Here is a 25,431-nt window from a genome sequence, read left to right on the forward strand (position 1 = left end):
CCTTACAGCCATAAAAGGAGGTCCTATCGATGGCTCAGCCCCCCATACATCTGAATGTTTCGATACATAGCGTGCCTGCGAAGGTGCCCTCTTCCTCTCCGGTTCCCCAGGCACGCCCCGCATCCCTCTCCACCAGCCGGGAGCTGGTGGGCGCAGGCGACGCGGACGCGTTTTTCTTTCGCGAACTGGAGCGGATGGGCATCCTGCTGAACGCGCCGCAGATCGATGCCGTACGCCACGGCGACGGGCCAATGCTGGCCCTGGCGGGTGCCGGCTGCGGCAAAACGACCGTTCTGGCCGCCCGTACGGCTTACCTGATCGCGGTCCGCGGCATTCCGGGTTCCCGGATTTTGCTGGTCACTTTTACGAGCAAGGCCGCCAAGGAGATCAAGGAAAGAATCGGACGCATGCCCGGCATTTCCGCAGCCGCGGCGCGTGCCGTAGAAGCGAGGACGTTCCATTCCTTCGGACTGCTGCTGCTACGCCAGCACGGATATACCGAGCAAATTTTTGGCGAATTCACGGCCCAGCACACCATCATGAAAATGATTTTGCGCCGCCTGGATCACACCGGATCCTATCAGCCCGAGACGCTGCTCGCGGCACTGTCCGCCTGGAAAATGCAGGGCATGTGGCCGGCTGACCTGCCTGAGGCAACCAAAGAAGAATCCGCCGTCAAACGCATTCTGCTCGGTTATGAAGATTGGAAGGCACAGCGGAACCAGTGGGATTTTGACGACATCCTCCTGCATGCCCGGAAGCTGCTCGACAACCCGGCTACGCTGAAACGGCTGCAGGACCGCTTTCATTATTTGATGGTCGACGAATTTCAGGATACCAACGCGATCCAGTACGACCTGGTCCGGCGGCTGGCGGAGCCCCGGCACAATTTGGCGGTCGTCGGGGACGATGACCAGACCATTTATTCGTTTAACGGAGCCCGGCAGGAATCGATCCTTGAGTTCGACCGCGTCTATCCGGGCACCAAAATCGTGAATCTCAACATCAATTACCGGAGCGACAGCCGGATTCTCGGCCTGGGGAGTGCCCTCGTCCGGCATAACCGGCAGCGCCGGCCCAAGGAACTGCTCGCGGCAGGAGCACGCGGCTTTAAGCCCGCGTACTTGACCCCTGCAACCCCGGATGAAGAGGCCCGCTGGGTCGTTCAGCATATCCAGGAGCATGTCGGCCGGGACGGGCTGGACTATGGCGATATCGCCATTTTGCACCGGACGTCCGACAGCAGCCGTGCCGTACTGGAGCAGCTGCTGCTGTGCGGGATTCCTTTTGTCCAGTTCGGCAGCGCACCGGTGTTCTACGACCAGACCTTGATCAAACCGCTAATGGATCACCTGCGGCTGAGCCTGACGCCCCGGCGGAAGGAATCGCTGCAGAGCGTGCTGGGTCCTTTGTATGTACCGAAAGAGGACGGTATGGCTTATATCCGGCAGCAGGAGAAGCTCCAGGCCAAAAAGTACCCGCTCATCCATCTCGCCCGGTGGGAACGGCTTCAGCCTTTTCAGCAGGAGGCGGTCAAGGAGCGGATCCGGTTCATCAAGTCGCTGAAATCCCTCAAACCGGCTTATGCCATTCAGGAAATGCGCAGACAGTTCTACGACAAGTACCTTCAGGCAGGCGATCCTCTAATTTATACCCAGTATAAAGAGATGGTGAGCGATACGCTGGAGGAGTTCGAGAGCGCAGCGGGACGCTTTGATAGCGTTGAGGAGTTCGTGGCTTATGCGGACGAGCTGACGGCCCGCCATGAGCAGATGGAGGCGGCCCGGGAGGAACGCAGCGGCAGCGCCGTTCAGCTCATGACGATCCACCGGGCCAAGGGGCTGGAGTTCCGTCAGGTGTATTGGATCGGCGCCAGCGAAGGGATTCTGCCGCACAGCTCCGCCTTGAAGAAGCAGCCTCCGGCCGATATCAAAGCCGGGCAAGCGCTGACGGACGAGCAGCAGCTGGCGGCCGCGGCGCTGGAGGAGGAACGGCGGCTCGCTTATGTCGCGGTCACGCGGGCCATGGAGAGGCTGTATATCAGCTCGCCCGCGTACTACCACGGCAAGCCGTCGGCGCCTTCCCGCTTTTTGCATGAAGCTTTCGGCATCCTGCCCCATCAGGACTCGCCCAAGCCCGTTTCACCCAAACACTGAGGTGTTTTCCTGATTCAAACCGGCCGGTCCCGTGTAAAAAGCAGTAAAAGCGTTCATGCCTGTCCGGAGCATCCACCGGGACTTGCCAATACACGGGATGCGCGGATGCCATGGATAAGGGAGGAATCTGCCTTATGGATACCGATAAGAAGCGTTACTATATTTCTGTGAGCCATCAGCTGATTCAAGATGTGCCCAATGACTCCGCCGAGTATGAGGTCCTGATGACCGAGACGGAAGTGTCAAAGCTGCGGGATCTGCTGGAGGATCTCACCAAGGAAGACGAATATGCGTTCAAGCGTACCTTTGTTCCGTATAAATCGGCCGACCATGATGATGCGGCTGATGAGTATAACGATAGACTGATCGCCGTGTATGCTTATCTGCATGAGATCGGGGACGAAAAAACGCGGCGCACGATCGAGGATATGAATATTTTAGGTAAAATGCAGCATACCGATTACCACGATGAAGGGTATGAAGGATCTCCTCTGAACAAATAAAGGGATGATCCCCATATCCCTTTCCGGCCCTTGCCCCGCCTGACTTTCCGGTACCCCGGTACATGGAATTCGGGCGGATGGCAGGGGCTTTTGCGGCCTTTACAGGATTGCTGCACTGACGTCTTGCTTTGCTTCACCCTCCTATTTTCAGGTAAAATGTATACATACATAGAATGAACTAAAGCAGACATTTCTTTCATTCATTCTATACAGCAACCCAATTTGCAGATAGGTAGGAGATTGGCATGAACGAACAGCAGAACCAACAGCTCGTCGTAAGTCCCGTAACGTTGAAAGACCTCCATCAGCTCGATATAGATAACAACCTGCTCCGTCAATTTGAAGAGTGGAAGAAGCTTCCGATGCTGTACAAACTGGCCCTGGAGGAGCTTCAGAGCAAAATCAAGCTGATCAAGACCGAACTGAAGCTGCAGGACGGTTACAGCCCCATCGAACATATCAAGGTCCGGATCAAGGAACCTAAGAGCATCATGAACAAAATGGAGCGCAAAGGATATGAGCTGACGATGGATAATATCCTGAATCATATCCACGATATCGCCGGCATGCGGATCGTCTGCGCGTTTGTCCAGGACATTTACCGGCTGCTTGACCATTTAACCCACCGCGACGACATCCGGCTGATCGAGGTCAAGGATTATATCGCCCATCCGAAGCCGAACGGCTACCAGAGCCTGCACGTCATCGTGGCCGTGCCGCTGATTCTGATCGAAGGCACCCGCTGGATGAAGGTTGAAATCCAGATGCGGACCTTGGCCATGGATTTCTGGGCGAGCATGGAGCATATTATTTTCTACAAATATGACAAGCAGGTTCCGCCTCATGTGGTGGCCGAGCTGAAAGAAGCTTCCCTGGCCGCCGACAAGCTGGATCACCAGATGCTCCGGCTCCGTCAGGAGATTCTTGCGGAGAACGGCGATTTGATCGAGGGAGCCCTGCATGAAATGCACGAGGGAGAAAGCTAATGCCGGGTGAAATTTGATGTTGCGAATAAGACCAGCGGCCATGGATCGAGTTATATAACGATTGAATAGTGAAAATAAGCCGTCCCCTAACTAGGGAGACGGCTTATTGGCGTATATCTGGATCTAGATGGAACGCCATTACAGCTTCATGTTCGCTTCGTCAAAATAGTCCTCGAGCGCAAGCCCGCTCCGGGCGATGTCCGGTGCCAGGTCCGTTCCGATATAGCGGATGTGCCACGGCTCGTACACGTAGCCGGTCACGCTCTCCATTCCGTCGGGATACCGGACGATAAAGCCGTATTCCGCGGCATGCGCCGCAAGCCAGCGCCCTTCCTCAGACGAGCCGAATACAGCCCCCAGCACGTTGCCGACGCTGGGGCTCGAAACGTCCATCGTCAGGCCTGTCTGATGCTCGCTCGTCCCAGGGACGGCGCTGATACGGGCGGCTTCCTCCGCCCCCTTGGTGCGGACATGCTGCCCGTAAACGGCCTGCTGGCGCTCATACGAGCGGTAACCGGAGACGGCCCGAAGCTCCAGACCGGCCTGCGACGCCCCGGCGAACAGCCTTTCGAGCGCGGCGGCGGCCTCCTTCCGCAGCTGCCGTTTCTCATGGTGCCCGTCGAACGTAAAAGGCACGTCCGGTTCCACGAGGTCGGGAGGGGCATACCCTTCCGGAAGGCTGCGCTGCTTGTTGACTACCACGGTAACCGCATCCGGATTGGTCACCACCTGCTTCCCGTTCATGGTCCGGGCCGTAGCCTGCAGCGAATTTTCGCTGCGCTTGGCCAGTACGGGATCGGCGACCCGCTCCAGGCCCTCCTGCCCTCCAGCACCCGAATCTCCGGGGGCGTGCAGGGCTTGTCCGCTCTCCCGCCCTGCCCCTTCCGACCACTCGCAGCCGCTGAGCAAGACGGACGCCGTGAGGATCAGCGCCGCCAGAAGGCAGGCGCCCCGGCTTCCGGCGCGGGCTGGCCCGGTCATGTTCTCTTCTCCGAAGCCGAAGCCGGAGCTGGGGCTGGGGCTGGGGCTGAAGCCAGCCCAGCGGCAGCCGGTGGTACCCGCTTCAGCTGCTCCTTGGCCCTCGCCGCAGTCTGCGACTTGATCGAGCGGATCACCTGCCGGGCTGCCGTCACCTTGGGCAGAAGGCCCGACCAATCCTCCTCCGGCATATCCTTGGCGGGCACCGCCTTCAGATGGACGGCCACCTCCCGGTACGGCGCTCCCGGTTCATGCAGCATGCCCTGCTGGGCCGCTTCTGCCAGCCATTCGCCGGGAGACGGGCCGCCTTTGCCCTTCTCCTCCAGGGAGGACAGGTCGCCGTCGGCCAGCTTGGCGTCACCCGGGGGCATGGAATCAGCCCAGTCGCCGAAGACCCGGCCGAGCAGCTCCTCACGGGGAAGCCCCAGCAGTGCCAGCATGAGAAGCGGCTCATCCGCCAAGCGCTGACGGATGGCCGTCATCGACTCCGAAGCATGGGGGCATCCGTCTGCGCCGCAGCTGCAGACCGCCTCGCCCCAGGTCAGGGCGGTTTGCCCCAGCAGCTCATCCAGCCAAGGCAGCCGGCTATCCTGCAGCAGTAAATAAAGGTCGGCGGGGCAATCGGCCAGCCTCTCCACGATGGTGCCTGCGGGCACAGCTCCGTCTACCGTCACCGGAATGCCGAGGGTCCATTCCTCACGGCCTTCTGCGGTTGTCCCTTGGGCCCGGATCAATCCGGGTTCCGCTTCCACGATCAGCTCCGTTCGGTCGTTACCTTGTGCCTTCATCCCTTGTTCCCTCCTTGGAGTGCCCCAAAAAAAATCAGAAGCGTCGAATATCAACATGATAGCCGCAGCCTGCTTAAGGAAACCCTAAGCCGCCGGTTTACATTTACATCCAGTCTTCCCCTTGCAGCATGATCAATTCCTTCAGCTCGTGATCCGACATCTCGGTCAGCCACGTTTCTCCCGAACCGACGACCTGCTCGGAGAGCGACTTTTTATGCTCGATCAGCTCGTCGATCCGTTCCTCAAGCGTTCCTTGACAGATCAGCTTGTGAACCTGCACGTTTTTCTGCTGTCCGATTCGGAATACCCGGTCCGTCGCCTGATTCTCCACCGCCGGATTCCACCACCGGTCGTAATGCAGCACATGATTGGCCCGGGTCAGATTCAGACCGACGCCCCCCGCCTTCAGCGACAGTACGAAGAAGGACGGGCCTTCGCCCTCCTGAAAGGCCATGACCATGTCGTCGCGCTCCTGTTTGGACACGCCGCCGTGAAGGAAGAAAGGCGCCCTGCCGTAACGCTCCTTCAGCCTCGACACCAGAAGATGTCCCATCGCCACGTATTGCGTGAAGATGAGCGCTGACTCCTGATTTTCCCGGATGTTGTCAAGCAGATCGAGGAGCCGCTCCATTTTCCCGGAAGACTCGGCTTTGGCGCCCCGCACGTCTTCCCTGCCGAGCAGAAGCGGCGAGTCGCAAATCTGCTTCAGCTTCGTCAGCGAGGACAGCACGAGCCCTTTCCGGGCGATCCCCGTCTGCTGTCCGATCTGGCCCATCATCTGGTCCACGACCGATTGGTACATCGCTCCCTGCACTTCGGTCAGCGTGCAGTAAGATTTGATTTCCAGCTTTTCCGGCAAATCCTTGCGGATGTCGGGATCGCTCTTCAGGCGTCTCATCATGAAGGGCGATACAAGCTTATGCAGCTCCTGCAGCTTCCCTGGCGCGACCTCCCCTGTCGTGTACCGCTGCCGGAACGATGTGGAAGAACCGAGATAACCCGGATTGAGGAATTGGAAAATCGACCACAGCTCGCCGAGGCGGTTCTCCACCGGCGTCCCGGTCATCGCGATGCGGTGAGGCGCCGACAGCTTCATGACGCTCTGCGCCTGTTTGGTCCGGTAGTTCTTAATGTACTGGGCTTCGTCCAGCACGACGGTGGACCACAGCACTGAGGCCAGGTCGGAGCCGTCCCTTCCGGCCAAATGGTAGGTGGTCAGCACGACGTCATGCCGAAGCGCCTGTTCCAGAAATTCGTCCCCGTGAAGGCGGCGGTTGCCGTGGTGAATGTACAGCTCGAGCCCGGGGGCAAAGCGCTGCATTTCGCGCTGCCAGTTGCCGAGCAGCGAGGTCGGGCACACGATCAGCACGGGAGGGTTGCCCTCCTTGTGCTGCTCCAGCAGACAGGTGATCACCTGCACCGTCTTTCCGAGGCCCATGTCATCGGCCAGGCAGACGCCGAAGCCCATGTCCCGCATCGCGGCCAGCCATTGGTAGCCCCGCTCCTGATAAGGGCGGAGTACGCCGTGCAGCGAAGCGGGAACCGGGCGGACAGGCACCTTCTTCGGCCCCTCCTCGCCAAGAAGGGACTGCAGGTAGCCCATTGTCTCCAGCTCCAGCACCGGAATGCCCTTCCAGGTCCGTTCCCCGTCTTCTCCTGCACTGAGATGCATCCAGTCGGACATGTTCATTTCGCCTTCGTCATGCTTCTTGATATAGCGCAGCACCTGGCGGATTTCCTTCAAATCCAGCTCGATCCATTCCCCGCGGAATTTCACATAAGGCAGGGTCGACTCGGCCAGCTCGGCCAATTCCTCCCGGGTAAGGGTGTGGCCCTCAAGGGCGGCTTCCACCCGGAAGGAGACAAGCTGCTCCAGGCCGATGACCGGATGACCGGGCGCGCCTCCGCCTGCATTTTCCGCCAGCATCTTCAGCGACAATCCCACACGGCGGCGCCCCTTCCGGCTCCACCGGGAGGGCATCTGGACCGTGATTCCGGCTTTCGTCAGCTTCGGAACCGAGAGGCGGACAAAGGCGATCATTTCCTCCGTAGTGAGTTCAAGGCTCTCCGGAGCCGGGCCCCTCAGCGCTTCGGCCAGTTCCGGGGACAGCCTCGACGCATCGCCGAGCGCACGGAGCATTTGCTCCTGCACATTCGGAAAGACGCGGCCGCGGCGGCTGATATCCCGTTCGCGATACGACCAGATGGCCCGGATGGGAATCCATGCCCCGAACTCATCCTGAAATTCAGCCCAGAACGAGACGCACCAGCGTTCCTCTTCCTCGGTATGGCAGGGCTCGAGCCGCAGTCCCAGCTGCATCCGGCCCTGTGCCGCAGCATCCCCGTTTTCCACGGCCGGGATCGAGGTCCCCCCCGTCTCACCAACCGCGGACGCCAGCTCCCCCATCTCTTCCGTGCTCCCTTGAACCGGGATCATCCGACTGGCGGTCAGGGTACTGTTCCACCACAGCTCCGCCACCGGGGAATATCCTCTCCGGTATTCGGCATGGTAACGGGAAAATTTGCTCTCGTTCTCACGGATCACTTCACGCACCTGCGCATGGATCATGGCGCCCATAAACGAATGCAGCAAAAATGCCCCCGCTTCCTCCTTGGTCATCGCATCCCTGCCGGATAGCACCGGTACTCCAAGCGCCACAGGCGGCATTGCCGCCGCCAGCTGCAGGAACCGCTCCGCGTCCTGCGGCTGGTTCAGGCTCGGCTTCCATTCCGCCGTCAGCGCCTGCTCACCCGATTTGCGGCGGGTGCCGTTTGTCGGCACAGGGGCCGTCCCCGGTGCGATACAGCCGCGCAGCATCAGCTCCAGGGCGAACCGGGCCGCCTGGGCCCAGTACCCCATCTCCGCCCCGGGCTCCATTCCCGCCTGCCGGATATAAGGCTCATCCCATGCGAGAAGCAAGCTGAAGGCGTCTGCGGCGCTCAGGGCAAGTCCTTCCAGCGTTCTGCCCATGAGCTGGCGCCGTTCCCCCCGGCGGCTCGTACGCTGAGCCGCATGCGCGGACGGGTACTTGAGCTCGGCCAGCCTGAGCGCAGCCTGAGCAAAAGGGCGCGTCCCGTCCGTCAGCGTCAGCTGCTTGACCACTTTGCTCCATGCATCCACTCTCGGTTCGGACATCTCTCCTGAAAAACAAAAAAACACATCGCCAAGCCATACGCCATAAAGCGGTTGATTCATGGTAGTCTCCTGTCGTATCCGTAATTACACATATACTTCCATCTTATACGAAAACGCATGAATTTAAAAACGAGATCCGGGTCTTTTTTAGGCATTTTTCACTATTTTTTTATGCTTTTTGCCCACCATGGGGCCGCCTGCCCTCTGCCTGACCCGATCATGCAGCATCAGAGTAGAAGCGTCTCATTGACGAGCATTCAACGAAGCCGGACCGCATTTAACGCCGTTTTTCTGGAAATACCAGAAAGACGACTCTCGGAAAATTAATTTCCTTATATCTAAAATAACTAAAAAAGCCGGAAACCGTCCCGGGAGCATGAATCTCCCTGAACCGGTTTCCGGCTTGAATCCACCATGGATCTGTATATAGGCTGATCAGGCAGAGATGACCGCCCACTGTCCGCCTTCGGGCCGATCCTGGACCTGAATGATCAGGTCGCCGCTCTGGCCATCGACGGCCCAGCCGAGCGCCCCCTGCTCCATTTGCTCAAGCGTCACCTGCCCGAGCCCTTCGACCTCAGCCGGGCGGAACTTCGGACGGCGCAGCACAAAGCGGAGGCTTTCACGCTTCGCTTCATACTGCCGATGCGGGTAAGCATACGACAGGACAAGCCGGCCTTGCTCGGCCCGCACCTTCAGCTCCAGCTCACTATAGGCTCCGACTTCGTACCCGTAGCTCACCCCGTCATCTTCATACAGGCGGTAAGAGGCCGCAAAGTCACCTTCCGCATCCGCGCCGTACACATGGAATGTCACCGCATCATCCGCTCCATCTTCCGCATGCTGCTTCAGCGGACCTTCCGCGATCATGCTGCCGGCTTTCACGTAGACCGGCAAAACGGAGAGCGGACTGTGGGCCAGGATATACCGCCCGCCTTCATGCGCTTCGCCGGTCCAGTAGTCCAGCCAAGTTCCTTCGGGCAGGTATACGGCACGATGGTCGGTATCCGGGCGATAGACCGGCGCGATCAGCACGTTGTCGCCGAGCAGGAATTGATCGCACAGATTCGTCACGTTCGGATCGTGCGGATACTCCAGAATGAGCGGGCGAATGACCGGCAGCCCGGTCACAGCCGCCTCATGGAACAGGTTGTACAATTGTGGCATCCAGCGGTAGCGCAGGCCGATGTACTCCCGCAGGATAGCTTCGGCCTCCTCCCCGAACGACCACGGCTCCTGCCGCACCGTTTCCAGCGCCGAGTGGTTCCGGCAGTACGGGAAGAAGACGCCCATCTGCGTCCAGCGGATCAGAAGCTCCGCGGAGGTATGGTGGGCGAAGCCGCCGATGTCCGGACCCGCAAACGCCAGGCCGGAGAGCCCCATGTTCAGCACCATCGGCATGGCCATGGCCATATGCTCCCAGAAGCTCCGGTTGTCTCCCGTCCAGACGGCCGCATACCGCTGGATGCCTGCATACCCGGCGCGGGTCAGCACAAACGGACGGCGGCGGTCCAGCTGCTCTTTCAACCCTTCAAAGGTCGATTTGGACATAAGCAGTCCGTAGATGTTGTGCAGCTCCTCATGCGTCAGCGGCTTGCCGTTGTTGCGGTGCATCACGTCCAGATCCATCGTCTTGGATTCGTTGAACACCGCCGGCTCGTTCATGTCGTTCCAGATGCCCTCGATGCCGAGTTCGGTATAGAAGGCATGCTGATCCGCCCACCACTTCGCCGTGCGGTCGTCGGTGAAATCCGGGAAAGTGCTTGTCCCCGGCCATACCTCGCCGAAGAACAGATCCCCCTCCAGCTTCCTGCAGAAATGGTCCTCCCGGATCCCTTCCTGATAAATCGGGTATTTCGCATCCTTCTTGACGCCGGGATCCACAATCGGCACGATCCGGATCCCCATCTCCCGCAGCTCGCGGATCATGCCTGCCGGATCCGGAAACCGCACCGGATCGAACGTAAACACCCGGTATTCGTCCATATAATGAATATCCAAATAAATGACGTCGCACGGAATCTGCTTCGCACGGAACGTACGGCCGAGCTCCAGCACCTCCTGCTGGTTCATGTAGCTGTAACGGGACTGATGATACCCGATCGCCCATTTCGGCGGCAGGTTGATCCGCCCGGTCAGTGTTGTGTAACGCTTGACGACGTCCTTAAGCTCCGGTCCGTTGATGAAATAGAGGTCGTAGCTGCCGGTCGTGCAGCTGACCGTAAAGGCGACGCCATGGCTGCGCATGTCGAAATCCGAACGTCCCGGATTATCGAGGAACAGTCCGCAGCTGATGCCGCCGTGCATATGAATCAGCAGCGGAATCGATTCGTACAGCGCTTCGATTTCCGGCATATGCGGAGCGTAGACGTCGGTGTTCCAGTTCGTGTACCGCTCGCCGCGTTTATCAAGGAAGCTCGATTTCTCCCCGAGTCCGTAGAAATGGGAATCCTGCGGCATGTCGTACACACCGAAGGCCGATCCGTCCGGACTGAAGGTGATGCTCTTCTGCTCGGCCAGCACGGTTCCTTCCAGGTCCCTGACGGTCATGGACAATCCCAGCTTGTCCAGCGTCACTTCCAGCGACGCCGTGCGGAACCGGACGCCCCCTTCCGTCTCCTCCAGCTGTGCCTGGACCTCGCCCCCTGCCGCAGCGGCCGGATCGATGGCGACCGTAGTCGACATTTCCGGATCATTTCCGAGGAAATATTTAATGCGCAGCATGTCGTCCGTGACGAATTCCACGGCCGCTCCCCCGCGTTCCGTTCGTACCCAGTAGGTTCCTTCTCTTTTTTCCACGCCGGTATAGATACCCAGGTTCTCCCAAGCCTCCTGCACAATGACAGGTCCTTCTTTATCCGGCCGGATTGCTTCGCTGCCCTCCATATCCTGCTTCCCTCCTCTAAGATGAAGAGGCTCCCTTTCATTGGTTCAAAAGGAAGCCTCCAGGTCATTCGTATGCTGCTTAAGCTATTATTTTTTCAAATTATCCCACGTTTTTTGGAAGTCCTCGAACAGCTTGGCCTTGTCGGTCTTGCCGGCGATATACCCCTGCATGCTTGCGCCAAATTCGTTCCAGGCGCCTTCCGGGAATCTCGCGAACTGCCAGCTCAGCAGCTTGTTCTCTTTGCTGTATTTCAGCACTTCCGCGCCGAGCGCGCCCAGATCCTCCTCAGTGGCGTTAATGCTCTTGAAGGCCGGAATGAATTTGAATTCCTTGGTGATGTAGTTTTTGCCCTCATCGGAGGTAACGAGCCAGTTCAGGAATTCCTTCGCGTCATCCTTCACCTTGGAGTTTTTGTTGATGACCCAGTTGTTCGGCACGCCGACAAGCAGCTTGTCATTCTCCTCCGCGTTGTCGTTGATCGGCATCGGCAGAATCCCGATATTCATGTTCGGCGTGATGCCGTCGATCTGCACCTGCGTCCAGTTGCCCTGCTGCGTCATAGCCGCCTGTCCGTTCGCAAACATCGTCATTTCCGTGTTGTAGTCGGTCGTCAGCGGATTTTTGTTGCTGTATTTCAGCGTCAGGTCAAACAGATTCATGAACTGGTCCATTTGCTCGTTGCCGGCAAACTTGGCCGTTCCGTTGTTGAGGCCCTCAATGTAAGCGCCCGGATCCTTCTGATGGGCAAAGGCCACGTTCAGCGAGTGCTGGCCGAGAATCCAGCCTTCCTGGTATCCGTTGACGAACGGGGTGATGCCCGCGTCTTGAAGCTTTTTGGCGGCTGCCTCAAGCTCGGTTAACGTCTTCGGAATATCGGTAATGCCCGCCTTTTTGAACAAGTCTTTATTGTAGACAAAGCCGTAGCCTTCCAGGTTCATCGGCATGCCGTACACTTTGCCGTCCTTGGAGATTTGGTCCTTGGCGACATCCACCATATCGCTGACCCATTTTTCACCCGACAGGTCTTCCAGCTTGGCCTGCCACGTATCCAGATCGGTATAACCGCCTACGTTGAAAATATCCGGCTCCTCGCCCGATGCGAATTTCGCCTTCAGCGCCGCACCGTAATCCGAACCGCCGCCTACCGTCTGAATGTCAAGCTTCACACCCGGATGGCTGGCTTCATAGTCGGCTTTCAGCTTGTTGAGCGCCTCGGCAATCTCCACCTTGAATTGGAAAATGTGAATCGTCTTGGTGCCGCCGCTGCCGCCGCTCGCGCCTTCGGCGCTTTTATCTGTTTTGGAGCCGCAGCCGGCCAGTACTACGGAAAGGGCCAGCACGGAAGCCAGCGCCATTTTGGTCCGTTTTTTCATGATCAAGAATCCTCCCTTTTGTTCTTGCATATCAAGCGGAATGCCTCATTTAAAAGTTCTCTCGTTGAAATCGCTTACTCCCTCATTATAGGGAACAGCCTGTCCCCCCGGCACTTACGATATTGATCAAACAGGGGGACGGGATTGACCTGTTGTTCGCAGCTGAAGGCTTCAGCCTTTGACCGCTCCCTGCGTAATGCCTTCGACGATATATTTTTGCATAGCCAGGAAAAAGACGATGACCGGCAGAATGCCCAAGACGAGCGCCGGCAGGGCCAGATCCCACTGCTTTGTGAACTGTCCGAAGAAGGCGAAGGTCGCGATCGGAATCGTCCGCAGGTCCGGGCTTTGCAGCACCAGCGACGGCAGCAGGTAATCATTCCAGATCCAGAGCGTGTTCAGAATGATAACGGTAACGAACATCGGCTTCATCAGCGGAACGACGATCCGGAAGAACGTGCCGTAAATATTCGTTCCGTCCACCGTGGCGGCCTCCTCGATTTCCAGCGGAATCGATTTGACGAACCCGTGGAACAGGAATACCGTCATCGGCACCCCGAAGCCGAGGTAACAGGCGATCAGTCCCGGAATGCTGTTCATCAGGCCCAGCGTACTGGTGACTTTGACAAGCGGAATCATGATGGATTGGAACGGGATGACCATGGCAGCCACGAAAATCATAAACAGGAAGCGGTTGAACCGCGTATTGTGACGCACCATCCGGTACGAGGCCATGGCGCTGAACAGCGCCAGCAGCACGTTGCTGACCACGGTAATGACCAGCGAGTTCCACAGCGCCGACGGGAAGTTGGTAATGTCCCAGGCCCGGCTGTAATTGTGCCACTCAAAGGTTTTCGGCCAGCTGGCGGAGTTCGTCAGCAGGTCGCCAAATGTTTTCACCGAGTTAACGAACAGAAAGTAGAACGGAACCAGGAAGAGCAGCGCAACCAGCACCATAATGATTTCGGTGACGAGCGTCCCCCAGCGGTATTGTTTGGATGCTTCCATTACGATTCGACCTCCTTGCTTTTCGTGATTTTAACCTGAAGGCTGGTAATGATGGCAACCACGACGAAGAAGATGATCGCTTTGGCGGTTCCAAGCCCGTAACGGTTGTTCTGGAATGCTTCATTATAAATGTTCAGCGCCACCGATTCCGTCGAGCGGAACGGCCCGCCCTTCGTCAGCGACAGGTTCAGGTCAAACATCTTGAACGACCAGGAAATGGCCAGGAACAGACAGACCGTAACGGCAGGCATCACCAGCGGCACGATGACCGATTTCAGAATTTGCAGCTTGCTGGCCCCGTCGATCTCGGCCGCTTCTAGAATATCTTTAGGGATATTATTGATCGAAGAAATGTAAATGACCATCAGGTAGCCCGCAGTTTGCCAGACGAACACGATAACGATACCCCAGAAGGCGGTCGTTTCGTCCCCCAGCCAAGGCAGGTTGAAGAAGTGCCAGCCGGTAGCGCTGCCGAGCGCCGAGAAACCCTTTACAAAGATAAACTGCCAAATAAAACCAAGCAGCAGTCCGCCGATGACGTTTGGCATAAAGAAAATCGTCCGCAGCACATTGCGCGACTTCAATGGCTTGGTCAGGAAATAGGCAAGGAAAAATCCGAGCACATTGGTTACAATAATGCCGATGACTGTGAACCTTACCGTAAACCAGAAAGCCTTCCCAAAATCGGGATCATTGGTTATGATTTGTTTGAAATTGTCGAATCCGACCCAGGTGACGTCGCCGGATACCCCGTTCCAGTCGGTAAAGGAATAATATAAGCCCAGCAGGAACGGAACGACAATGATGATGAGAAAAAAAATCGTGGATGGCCCCACGAATATCAGCTGCTGGAGCAGCCCGGATGACTTTTGGCGATTCATCCTGATCTCCCCTTTACGATTCGTATATGACTATTTCAGTATGAGGGAAGCGGTTCTTCAATAACACGGAGGATCGTGAACCGTTAGGGGGAAAATATTGATATGACATACCTCACGCACCCCGAAAGAGTGGTGTTTCCATGAAATTCCGCAGCATCCGTTCGCGGCTGATTCTGTTTATGCTGCTGGCGACGACCGTCCCGCTGCTGCTCTCCATCACGATCACATACATCCATACCAAGGAGACGATCAAAGAGCAGGCGCTCGAAGAGAACCGGAACCTGATCTACCAGGGCAAGGTCAATTTGACCAACTATCTGAACAGCATCAACCAGGCTTCGCTCACCCTGTACACGGACGCCAACTTCCTGCGCAACCTGCGGAAAATCCCGGACGATTACCGGGCGGTGGCCGAGGTGTACACGTCCTTGCAAAATATTTTGAATACGGTGCACGGCATCGAGCGGATTTACCTGCATGCCACCCAGTCCGGACAGTCCACCTTGGTCACCCCAGCGATCTACCCGAAGCGGGAGTACCGGACCGAGCCCTACATTTCGACCCAAGGGTATGAAAAATATACGACGGCCATCGAGCCGACCCATAAAAGCCATGACTATGGTTTTCCCCCGTCGCCGACCTCCTACTCGGACAAAATGGTCTTCACCTTCCACCGGTCCATCACCAATGTGCCGTCGGAGAAGGTGCTGGCCCTGCTGGCGATCGACGTCAGCCTGGATTCGGTGGCGGATATTACCGAGCAGCTGTTCAACAAGGACAAGGAGCAGCTGCTGGTCGTCGACCAGGGCGGTACCGTCGTCTATTCCGGGCGGGACAGCCAGCTCGGCACCCAGATCACGGACAAAGAACTGCTGGCGCGGATCAAGGGAACGCAGACCGAGGGCTTTTTCGAAAGCGGCGGGGCCATGAACGTCTTCGAGAAGATGCAGACGCCTTATACCGAATGGACGATGATTAAAAGAATTCCGAACAGCACGCTGTATGAGCGCGCGCGACAGCTGACCCAGATCAACGCCGCCATTGCGGTCATCGCCCTGGGAATCATCATCTTTGGCACGCTGTTCATTTCGATCCGGATCACCGAGCCGATCAAGAAGCTGACCAGCTACATGAACCGGATTCAATCCGGCCAGCTCGACGTCGACATATCCTGGAACCGGCAGGACGAGACGGGCATCATGTTCACCCGCTTCAGGCAAATGATGGATACGATCAACAACCTGATCCTGCGGGAATACCGGCTGGAGCTGGCGAACAAGACCAATCAGCTCAAAGCGCTGCAGGCCCAGATCAATCCCCATTTTCTGTACAACACCCTGCAGTCGATCGGAACGCTGGCGCTGCAAAATAACGTTCCGCGGATTTATGCTCTGCTCTCTTCCCTGGCCAAAATTATGCGCTACAGCATGCGCAACAACGATGTGCTGGTGACGCTGAGGGACGAGGCCGATCACGTCCGGCTCTATCTGGAGCTGCAGAAGGAACGCTTCGGAGACCAGCTCGTCTACACGCTGGACCTGGCGCCGGATACGCTGGATAAGCCCATGCCGAAAATGATTCTTCAGCCGCTGATCGAAAATTACTTCAAGCACGGTATGGATCACGAAGGCCGTCAGGGCATGGTTCGCATCGAAAGCCATATGCGGGAAGACGGCGTGCTGCAGATCGTCATTGAAAATAACGGCAGCCGGATCGAACCGGAGAAGCTGGCCACGCTGCAGGAACAGCTGGATGGCCGGGGAAACGGCGAACTGGAGGACGAATGGGCAGGCGATAACGGAGAAATCGGCGTACGCAACGTCCTGCTTCGTCTGCAGCTGTATACGCCGCATGACGTCGGCATGCGGATCGAAAACCTTGAGCCGTATGGAGTCCGTATTTCCTTGGAAATCGATACTGAAGATATGCAAGATATGCAAGATATGCACGCCGGAGAAAATAAAACGGCCGAAGCCCGCACAGGGGCCGGGCCGGGGGAAGTTCATACAGAGGAGAATTGACAGCCATGAAAGTGTTAATTGTAGACGATGAGAAGCATGTCCGGGAGGCTATCAAGCTGCTCGGGGAATGGGAGCGCCATGGCATTACGGACATTCTGGAAGCGGCCGACGGGAAGTCAGCGACAGAGATGATCGAGGAGCATGCTCCCCAGATCGTGATGACGGATATGCGCATGCCGCGCATGGACGGCACGCAGCTGATGGAATGGCTGAGCGGAAGCCATTCCGGGATAAAGACGATCGTCATCAGCGGTTATGACGATTTCGATCTGGTCCGCCATGCCATCCGCCACGGCGGGATGGACTACATCCTGAAGCCGGTGGACCCCGCCGCCTTGAACGAGGCGCTCGCCAAAGCCGCGGCCGCCTGCCGGGAGGAAGAGCTGAAGCAGCGGCAGAGCAGCCGCCAGAGCATCGAGATGAACCGGATGCGGCCGCACTATGCCGACAAGCTGCTGTCCGACCTGATCGGCGGGCACGGGCGCCGGGAGGAGATCCTTCAGCAGCTGCGGGAGGAATACGGCCTGCCGGAGCACATCGACCGCTGCGCCGCGGCGGTCATCAGCACGGCGCAGCTGGACGACGAGCTGCTGGAGAAGTTTGCCCGTATGAAGCCGCTGCTCTATTTTACGCTGACGAATATCGGCAACGAGCTGCTGTCGGCCAAACGAAAAGGGTTCGCCTTCCATCATCTGGCGAACCCCGAAGAAATCGTGCTGCTCCTATGGGATGACTCCATGCCGCTGTCCTCCCTGCTGGAGGACATTCACCGCGGCATCGACGCCACCCTGCACCGCAGCGTGCATATCGGCGCCGGGTCCTTCCAGCCGTTCCCGGAGGGCCTCGCCCGCTCCTATCAGGAGGCGCACTGGGCGCTCTGGCAGCGCAGCCTGCAGGACCCCGCCGCCTGGCTCCATACGCTGAGCGCCGTCGGCCCGGCAGCTCCCCGGCCCTTGCGCCTGAGCGCGCATGAGGAGCAGTTCCGCCTGGCAGCGCTCAGCGGCAGCCGCGAGCAGATCAGCGCCGCCGTGGACGGCTGGATGCAGGCCGTCCGGCAGCTCGATCGGGTGACGCCCGAGCAGCTGGTGCAGTGGAACGCGGAGTGGGACTGGATGCTGAAGCAGTGGATGGATCAAGGCGCCGAAGCAGCGGCGCCAAGTCCCGACAAAGACGCCCTGCTGGAGCTGCCCCGCTCCCTTCCGCTCGACAAGCATGGACGGCTGTCCTATGACCTGTGGACTTCCCAATACGAAGGGCGGCTGACCGCAGCCAGCCGCATTTTGACACAGAAGCACTCGCGGGAGAATCATATCATCCACGACATTGCCGCATACCTGGAAAGCCATTATGCCGAGGATATTTCCCTGCAGGAAATGGCTGCGCGCTTTTTTCTCAGCCGGGAATACATCTCCAGACGCTTCAAGCAGGAATTCCATGTGAACCTCTCCGACTTTCTCGCCCGGATCCGGATTGAGAAGGCCAAGCTGCTTCTGCACAATCCGCAGCTGCGCATCTCCCAGATTGCCGAAATGGTCGGTTATCAGGACGAGAAATATTTCAGCAAGGTGTTCAAGAAGCAGGAAGGCCGCACGCCCAACGAGTTTCGGAAGGACCTCGCGGCTCAGACGCACTGAGCCCGGCGGTCGTTAGCGGACGCTCAAGTTGTCCCAGTTCTGCTGGAACTGCTCAAACATTTCCTGCTTCGTGATTTTGCCGCCGATGTATCCCTGCATGGCCGCGGCGAATTCGGGCTGCATGCCGAACGGGAACCGGAACCAGTTCCAGGTCAGCGTCTTGCCTTCGTCGGTGTATTTCTGCACTTCCATGCCCAGCTGTCCCAGGTCTTCGTCTGTACCTTTAATGGACTTGAAGGCCGGAATGAATTTGAACTCCTTCGTAATGTACTTCTTCCCGGTATCGGAGGTCACCAGCCAGTTCAGAAACTCCTTGGCCTCCTCCTTGACCGGTGAATCCTTATAGATAACCCAGTTGTTCGGCACGCCGACGTACAGCTTGTCCCCCAGCTGCGGATCGTCATTGATCGGCATCGGCAGGATGCCCAGGTTCAGCTTCGGATTAATGCCGTCAATCTGCACCTGGGTCCAGTTCCCCTGCTGCATCATGGCGGCTTCCCCGCTGGCGAACATCGTGACCTGGGTGTTGTAGTCCGTCGTAAGCGGGCCTGGATTGCCATATTTCAGCGTCAGGTCGAACAGGTTCGACCACTGCTTCACGACTTCGTTGTCTGCGAACGTTTCCGTCTTGTCATTCAGATGCTGGATAAAAGCGCCAGGGTCCTTCTGGTCGGCAAAAGCCACGTTGATGTTATGGTTGCCGAGCACGAAATTTTCCTGATACCCGTTGGCAAACGGGGTAATTCCGGCGGCCTTCAGCTTCTTGCACGCTTCCTCAAGCTCGCTGAGCGTGGTCGGACGCTGTGTGATGCCCGCCTTCTTGAACAAATCCTTGTTATAAATGAAGCCGTACCCTTCCAGGTTCATCGGCTGCCCGTACAGCTTGCCGTCCTTGGTCATCGGCTCTTTGGCGATGTCCTTCACGTCCTTGACCCAAGGCTGATCGGACAAGTCCTCCAAATATTCCTGCCACATGTCCATTTCGGCATAACCGCCGATATTGAAAATGTCCGGCTCTTTCGAAGCTGCAAATTTGGACCGGAGCGAGGCGCCGTAGTCGCTGCCCCCGCCGACGGTCTGTATATCCAGCTTGATTCCCGGATGGGACTGTTCATACTCCCCTTTTAGTTTATTTAATGCATCCGCAATTTCCACCTTGAACTGAAAAATATGAATGGTCTTGACCCCGCCGCTGCCACTTCCGCTGCCGCATCCGACCAGCAGGGCGAACGAGGCCAGCAGCACGCCAAGGCGGGCTCCAACGGCATAGGCCTTTTTCTTCATGCCGCATAACCTCCTTTATGGAATATACTTGAGCTGCCGGGACGGGCCGGGGCTGGGTTCAGCCCTTCACCGATCCCTGGGCGATGCCCTCGATAATGTACTTCTGCATGGCCAGGAAGAAGATGACGATCGGCGTAATGCCGAGCACCAGCGCGGGCAGGGCCAGATCCCACTGCTTCGTAAACTGGCCGAAGAACGCATAGGTCGCGATCGGGATCGTCTGCCGCGACGGGCTCTGCAGAATGAGCGACGGCATCAGGTAATCGTTCCAGATCCACAGCGCGTTCAGGATGATGACGGTGACGATGATCGGCTGCATCAAGGGCAGAACGATGCGGAAAAAGATACCGTACGTGGAGCAGCCATCAACGCGGCCCGCCTCCTCGATCTCCCGCGGCACCGATTTGACAAATCCGTGGAATAGAAACACGGACAGCGGCGCGCCAAATCCGAGGTAGCAGATGATCAGCCCGGTTCTCGTGTCCATCAAACCGAGCGTACTGACCACCTTAACGAGCGGGATCATGATCGATTGGAACGGAATGACCATCGCGGCTACAAACGCAGCGAACAGCAGCCGGTTGAACACCGTGTCCCTGCGCACCATCCGGTACGCCGCCATCGAGCTGATCAAAGCCAGCAGCACGTTGCTGATAACCGCAATCAGCAGGGAATTGCCGAACACTTTCGGGAAGGCGGTAATTTTCCACGCCTGTGCATAGTTGTTCCATAGAAAGGCATGCGGCCAGCCCGCAGAGTTGGTCAGAATATCGCCGAAGGACTTGACCGAATTGACGAGCAGAAAGTAGAACGGCACCAGGAACACCAGGGCCAGAAGAATCATCAGCAGTTCAAGGATCAGCCGTTTGGCGCGATACCCGCGGCTTGTGCTTGTGCTTGCGCCGGCTCTTGGGCTTGGGCCTCGGTTTGTGCCTGTGTTCGTGCTTGTGTGCATCATACTTCCACCTCCTTGCGCTTCGTGGCGCGCACTTGAAGGATCGAAATCAAGGCCACGACGATAAAGAAGATAATCGCCTTCGCCGAGCCCATGCCGAAGCGGCTGATGTTAAAGGCCTCATTGTAAATGTTCAGCGCAACGGATTCGGTTGACTTGAACGGACCGCCCTTGGTGAGCGACAGATTCAGGTCAAAGAGCTTGAACGACCAGGAAATGGCGAGGAACAGACAGACCGTCACGGCCGGCATGACCAGCGGAACGGTGATCTTCCGGAGAACCTGTCCCCTGGATGCACCATCGATTTGAGCGGCCTCAATGAGGCTTTTCGGCACATTGTTCAGCGAGGAAATGTAGATGACCATCAAATAGCCGGCGTTCTGCCAGACAAAGACGATGACGACCGCCCAGAAGGCCGTCGCCTCGGTGCCGAGCCAGGGCAGCTTGAAGAAGGAGAGCCCGGTGGCCGCACCGACGGAAGAAAACCCTTTCACGAAGATGAACTGCCAGATAAATCCGAGCAGCAGACCCCCGATAACATGAGGTACAAAAAATACGGTCCGCAGCACGTTTCGCGTCCGCAGCGACCGCGTCAGCACATAGGCGAGAATAAAACCGAGCACATTGGTTAGGATGACTCCAAGTACGGTAAATTTGACGGTAAACCAGAACGAATTCAGAAACGCCGGGTCTTCCGTGAAAATGTGGATATAATTGCGGAATCCGACCCAGCCCGCATGCCTCGACACCCCGTTCCAGTCGGTAAACGAATAATACAGTCCTAAAAGAAAGGGAACGACAACAATGACGAGGAAGCACAGGGCCGACGGTCCGACAAAAATGAGCTGCTGCAGCAGCTGAGACGATTTTTTCGAGTTCATGCCCTCACTCCTTACACTTTCATGGTTTTTCATTTAATTACCTATATCGACAAGGATTGAATCTGCATCATTTTGTTCTTTTTGGGACAAATTCGGGTATATTTGTAGGGGAAAGGCCGCTCTGCGGCAAGCCGTAGACATCACTTCAGGAGGCTGGTACGATGCTTAGAAGCAATCCGTATAAATGGTGGAACTGGCTCGCGTTCGTCGCCGCGATGGTGGTCAACGCGCTGGCCAATACTGCTGTGCTCGGGGGAAAAACGACAGGGGAAATATCGGACCAATACCCAACCATGATCACGCCCGAAGGGTATGCTTTTACCATTTGGTCCTTAATTTATGTACTGCTGCTTGGCTTTCTTCTCTATCAGAGCGGACGGGTCACCGAAACCCGGGATTCGGTCCGGTCCATCGGTCCGTGGTTTATCATCTCCTGCGTGCTGAACATCGCGTGGCTGCTCTTGTGGCAGTATGAATATATCGAGCTGTCGCTCGTCGCCATGGTACTGCTGCTGCTCTCGCTGTTTGTCATCTATCGGCGGACGCGCAGCATCTATTATCCGACATCCGGAGAGATGTGGCTGATCAAGCTTCCCTTCAGCCTGTATTTCGGCTGGCTTAGCGTAGCCGTCATTCTTAATATTGCGATCGTGCTGAAAAAGAACGGTTGGAACGGCTTCGGATTGAGCGAGCTGGTGTGGGCCGTGGTTTTCCTGCTCGCCGGTGCACTGATCGCCATTCTGGTCAGCTACCCTTATCGGGACAGCATCTATCCGCTGGTCTTCGTATGGGGCTATGTCGCCATAGCCCTGGAGCAGCAGGATCAGGTGGAGCGGGCGTTTATAGCCGCACTCATCCTGGCGATCATTCTGTTCGTCTATGCGATCTATCTTTTCTTCGCCCGGAGCCGGGATCGGGACTGAATGTAACCCCGCAAAGCGCGGCCTCAGCTTCGGCGTATATCCGGTATTTTGCGGGGAGACCCGAAAATCACCCCACAAAGTGGAGACCTCTACTCAGGCGTATATCAGATACTTTGCGGGGAGACCCGAGATATAAACAACACAAAAAAGCCGGGCTTTGCGAACGGGGCTGCGCCCCGGGCAAAGTCCGGCTTTCTATAGGATATGTAGCTTCCGATCTATTTAACGGCGGCAATCGTCTCGATTTCCACCAAGCCGTCTTTCGGCAAGCGTGCGACCTCAACGGCACTGCGCGCAGGGTAAGGCTCGGTGAAGAAGGAGCTGTAAATCTCGTTGACCGCGGCAAAATCGTTCATGTCTTTCAGGAACACGGTCGTCTTGACCACTTGATCCAGGCTGCTCCCTGCTGCTTCAAGAATCGCCTTCACGTTGTTCAGAGCCAGGCGGGCCTGCTCCTGAACGCCGCTGCCGAACTCACCGGTCGCCGGGTCGAGCCCCAATTGTCCCGATGTGAAAATAAAGTCGCCGACCTGAACGGCCTGGCTGTAAGGTCCGATCGCTCCTGGCGCGGACTCGGTCGAAATCACCTTTTTACTCATGGAAGTCACCCTTTCGTCTTCGTACTATCCTTCTCATTGTAAACAGAGGTTGGCCAAGTTGCAATACGGCACCGCGCTGCTCCAGGCGTGCGGCTGCCTCGATTGCAAGCTGCCCGTCACCCACCTTCTCCAGCTCTGGCTCCAGGGACCGCTCTGCGTATATGAGCAGCGAAAAGACGGTTATTCCAGGCCCGGAACCGTTCCGGTGCGTCCCGGAAGCAGCGCCTTCTGCTCCACTCCGCCGGCGGATGGGGTGATTTCCAGGGTGGCACATTCCTCCGCTTCGCTTACCAGCGGCAAATAGAGCGAAAAACAGCTGCCCCTCCCCACTTTGCTCTCCAGCCGGATAAACCCTCCCAGCAGATGCGCCAGGTCCCGGCTGATCGAGAGCCCGAGGCCCGTCCCGCCGTATTTCCGGCTGATGGAGCCGTCCGCCTGGGCGAACGCTTCAAAGATCCGCCGCTGCTGCGGCGGCGAAATGCCGATACCGGTATCTTGAACGTCGAACACGATCCATGAGCCCGCAAGCTTTCCCTCCGGGTTATGCTCCGCACGGATGACGAGGCTCACCTTTCCCTGATGGGTAAACTTGAAAGCATTGGACAGCAAATTCCTCAAAATCTGCTGCACCCGGCTCGGATCGGTCCGGAACGTTTCCGGCAGCGAGGGATCCAGCTTGATGGAGAAGCCGACGTTTTCTTTTTGGGCGACCAGTTCAAAATGCATTTGCAGCAGCTGCGGAATTTCACTGATATTCATCTCTTCACGCATGATTTCCAGCCGACCGGCCTCCACCTTCGACAAGTCCAGAATGTCGTTGATGATGCGCAGAAGCTCATAGCCCGACTGGTGGATAATTTCACCGTACTCGGCCATTTCCTCCTTGGTGCGGCTGTCGTCGTTGTCGCTGATCAGCTCGGCAAAATTGATGATGCTGTTCAAAGGAGTGCGCAGCTCATGGGACATGTTCGCCAGAAACTCCGTTTTGTAGCGCGAGGACCTCGCCAGCTCTTTGGCCCGTTCCTCCAGCACGCGCTTGGCCTGATGCAGCTCTTCGGCCTGGGCCGACAGCAGCACGTTGCTTTGTTTGAGCTGGATGGTGCGGGCTGCTTCAAGCTGAAAATCGCGGAGGATCAATGAAAAGATCAAACTCAGCAAGAGGGTGAGCGGAAGCGTGGCCGGCATGATCGTTTCAAAATAATGAGCGGCAGGAATAACCCCTAAAAAGGCAATATCGATACAATTCAGTACGTTCAAGACCAGAATGGCCAGGAAGCCGCGGGTCACAAGACTGAATCCCTTGCGTCTCATCCACATATTGAGCAGTGCCGCCGCAGCGCCCAAAATGCACAGATTGAACAAACCGGCGACCGAGGCCTCGTTCACGCCGAACGTAAGGCGCGCGAATCCGATGCCGATGCCGATAATGACCAGCGTCACCGGCTCAGCGTAAGTAACCGTCGCAATGATGAGGGGGATGATCCGGAGATCGAAAATCACATTTTCGCTAAGCTTGTATCCGAAAACCATGCTCAGCCATCCGCAAAAGATGATCAACAGCACCGAGCAGGTGTATTTCACATGTTTAGGGGCACGGGCAAGTCCATATTTGTAGACTAGGTTGGCCAAGTAGGCAGCCGCTATGAGCAGGGCCGTGTTCCCAAGAAATATTTTGCAAAAATCCATGTACTCACTCCTGAAGATGGATATTAGCCGTGCTCTCATATCATATCATGGCAGATCCATATATCCAGAATTTATATATAAAACGATGCCGGGCTAAGCCGGGATTACCGCGGCAGCCCGCCGAAGCTGGGGGATTCTCGCTGATGTTGCGGCCCATACCGGGTAAATGGGGAACCTTCTTGTGGGTAACCGCTCAGACCTTTGAGGTAAGTCTATGGCGGATGGCGTGCTTGAAGTCATTCAGGTGAGGGCAGGGCGTACTTGGGTTAGGTAGGTGAACACCCGAAAGAAGCGCAGCGCCCCCCGGTTGCCGGAGATTCGCTGCGCCTTTTGTTATTTCCACATGCCGACCGCAGGACGAAGAGGCCTACAACTGACGCGAACGCGTCCAGTCATGGTACTCTTTTTCCGCGGCGTCCTTGGAATGGCCATAGCGCTCCTGAAGCTTGCCGATCAGCTTGTCCTTTTCGCCGCCGATTTTATCCAAATCGTCATCCGTCAGCTCGCCCCACTGCTTTTTGGCTTCGCCTTTCAGTTGATTCCATTTTCCCTTGAATACGTTATGATCCATGAGGATCAGCTCCTCTCGGTATAAGTTGTTGGTCGGCGGAACTATCCGCTCCGCCTGTAGTTCTTTATTACCCGAAGGAACGCGGGCTGAATCCAACGAGCACCAGCAATGCTGCCCCAATCTTCATAGCCATAAACCGGTGCGAAAAAGATTTTAACCAACATATTGATCGCCTATTGCA

Annotated in this window: 19 protein-coding genes; 6 read left to right on the forward strand and 13 right to left on the reverse strand. The window is 57.1% G+C overall.

The window, feature by feature from the left end; all coding sequences use genetic code 11:
* The first annotated feature begins 29 nt into the window (after positions 1-29).
* From BCV73_RS26080 to BCV73_RS26090, 3 genes are all read left to right on the forward strand, one after another.
* Complete coding sequence (locus tag BCV73_RS26080) at positions 30-2,156, forward strand: ATP-dependent helicase (protein WP_089549099.1); 2,127 nt, start codon at positions 30-32, stop codon at positions 2,154-2,156.
* A gap of 134 nt (positions 2,157-2,290) precedes the next feature.
* Positions 2,291-2,659: a hypothetical protein gene (locus BCV73_RS26085; RefSeq protein ID WP_089549100.1), complete on the forward strand. Its 369-nt coding sequence runs from the start codon at positions 2,291-2,293 to the stop codon at positions 2,657-2,659.
* Between the two features lie 245 nt (positions 2,660-2,904).
* Complete coding sequence (locus BCV73_RS26090; RefSeq protein WP_076172861.1) at positions 2,905-3,645, forward strand: GTP pyrophosphokinase; 741 nt, start codon at positions 2,905-2,907, stop codon at positions 3,643-3,645.
* Positions 3,646-3,783: 138 nt separating this feature from the next.
* Here the strand turns inward: BCV73_RS26090 and BCV73_RS26095 are convergent, their stop codons facing one another.
* From BCV73_RS26095 to BCV73_RS26125, 7 genes are all read right to left on the reverse strand, one after another.
* Positions 3,784-4,626: a M15 family metallopeptidase gene (locus BCV73_RS26095; RefSeq protein ID WP_089549101.1), complete on the reverse strand. Its 843-nt coding sequence runs from the start codon at positions 4,624-4,626 to the stop codon at positions 3,784-3,786.
* Positions 4,623-5,411 carry a hypothetical protein gene (locus BCV73_RS26100; protein ID WP_089549102.1) on the reverse strand — a complete coding sequence of 263 codons (789 nt, stop codon included), beginning with the start codon at positions 5,409-5,411 and terminating at the stop codon, positions 4,623-4,625. The genes BCV73_RS26095 and BCV73_RS26100 overlap by 4 nt, the downstream gene beginning before the upstream one ends.
* 103 nt (positions 5,412-5,514) lie before the next feature.
* Positions 5,515-8,607 (reverse strand): DEAD/DEAH box helicase, encoded by a 3,093-nt coding sequence (locus tag BCV73_RS26105; RefSeq protein WP_089549103.1) that lies wholly within the window; start codon positions 8,605-8,607, stop codon positions 5,515-5,517.
* 375 nt (positions 8,608-8,982) lie between these two features.
* The gene (locus tag BCV73_RS26110) at positions 8,983-11,433 is read right to left on the reverse strand and encodes a glycoside hydrolase family 31 protein (RefSeq protein WP_089549104.1); all 2,451 of its coding nucleotides are present in this window, start codon (positions 11,431-11,433) and stop codon (positions 8,983-8,985) included.
* Between the two features lie 87 nt (positions 11,434-11,520).
* Entirely contained in the window at positions 11,521-12,807 is a 1,287-nt protein-coding gene (locus BCV73_RS26115) for an ABC transporter substrate-binding protein (protein WP_076172856.1), read from the reverse strand.
* A gap of 171 nt (positions 12,808-12,978) precedes the next feature.
* Positions 12,979-13,815 carry a carbohydrate ABC transporter permease gene (locus BCV73_RS26120; RefSeq protein ID WP_076172855.1) on the reverse strand — a complete coding sequence of 279 codons (837 nt, stop codon included), beginning with the start codon at positions 13,813-13,815 and terminating at the stop codon, positions 12,979-12,981.
* Positions 13,815-14,696 carry a carbohydrate ABC transporter permease gene (locus tag BCV73_RS26125; RefSeq protein WP_076172854.1) on the reverse strand — a complete coding sequence of 294 codons (882 nt, stop codon included), beginning with the start codon at positions 14,694-14,696 and terminating at the stop codon, positions 13,815-13,817. The genes BCV73_RS26120 and BCV73_RS26125 overlap by 1 nt, the downstream gene beginning before the upstream one ends.
* Positions 14,697-14,836: 140 nt before the next feature.
* Between BCV73_RS26125 and BCV73_RS26130 the strand changes: the two genes are divergently transcribed.
* Positions 14,837-16,717, forward strand: coding sequence for a cache domain-containing sensor histidine kinase (locus BCV73_RS26130; protein WP_089549105.1), 1,881 nt, complete (start codon positions 14,837-14,839; stop codon positions 16,715-16,717).
* A gap of 5 nt (positions 16,718-16,722) precedes the next feature.
* Complete coding sequence (locus BCV73_RS26135) at positions 16,723-18,351, forward strand: response regulator (protein WP_089549106.1); 1,629 nt, start codon at positions 16,723-16,725, stop codon at positions 18,349-18,351.
* Between the two features lie 12 nt (positions 18,352-18,363).
* On the opposite strand, the gene BCV73_RS26140 is transcribed toward BCV73_RS26135, so the two are convergent.
* From BCV73_RS26140 to BCV73_RS26150, 3 genes are all read right to left on the reverse strand, one after another.
* Positions 18,364-19,635 (reverse strand): ABC transporter substrate-binding protein, encoded by a 1,272-nt coding sequence (locus BCV73_RS26140; RefSeq protein ID WP_089549107.1) that lies wholly within the window; start codon positions 19,633-19,635, stop codon positions 18,364-18,366.
* 58 nt (positions 19,636-19,693) lie between these two features.
* Positions 19,694-20,479, reverse strand: coding sequence for a carbohydrate ABC transporter permease (locus BCV73_RS26145; RefSeq protein WP_076172973.1), 786 nt, complete (start codon positions 20,477-20,479; stop codon positions 19,694-19,696).
* A gap of 110 nt (positions 20,480-20,589) precedes the next feature.
* A complete protein-coding gene (locus BCV73_RS26150) occupies positions 20,590-21,471 on the reverse strand; it encodes a carbohydrate ABC transporter permease (protein WP_076172850.1) in 882 nt (293 codons plus the stop codon).
* 161 nt (positions 21,472-21,632) lie between these two features.
* Between BCV73_RS26150 and BCV73_RS26155 the strand changes: the two genes are divergently transcribed.
* On the forward strand, positions 21,633-22,394 hold the full coding sequence (locus BCV73_RS26155; protein WP_076172849.1) for a tryptophan-rich sensory protein: 762 nt from the start codon (positions 21,633-21,635) through the stop codon (positions 22,392-22,394).
* Positions 22,395-22,612: 218 nt separating this feature from the next.
* Here the strand turns inward: BCV73_RS26155 and BCV73_RS26160 are convergent, their stop codons facing one another.
* From BCV73_RS26160 to BCV73_RS26170, 3 genes are all read right to left on the reverse strand, one after another.
* A complete protein-coding gene (locus BCV73_RS26160; protein ID WP_076172848.1) occupies positions 22,613-22,993 on the reverse strand; it encodes a RidA family protein in 381 nt (126 codons plus the stop codon).
* Positions 22,994-23,173: 180 nt separating this feature from the next.
* Positions 23,174-24,679, reverse strand: a complete 1,506-nt coding sequence (locus tag BCV73_RS26165; protein ID WP_089549108.1) for a sensor histidine kinase — start codon at positions 24,677-24,679, stop codon at positions 23,174-23,176.
* Positions 24,680-25,046: 367 nt separating this feature from the next.
* The gene (locus tag BCV73_RS26170) at positions 25,047-25,250 is read right to left on the reverse strand and encodes a CsbD family protein (RefSeq protein WP_076172846.1); all 204 of its coding nucleotides are present in this window, start codon (positions 25,248-25,250) and stop codon (positions 25,047-25,049) included.
* Positions 25,251-25,431: the final 181 nt, after the last annotated feature.

Source organism: Paenibacillus sp. SSG-1, assembly GCF_002224835.1.
Taxonomy (GTDB): domain Bacteria; phylum Bacillota; class Bacilli; order Paenibacillales; family Paenibacillaceae; genus Paenibacillus_AQ; species Paenibacillus_AQ favisporus.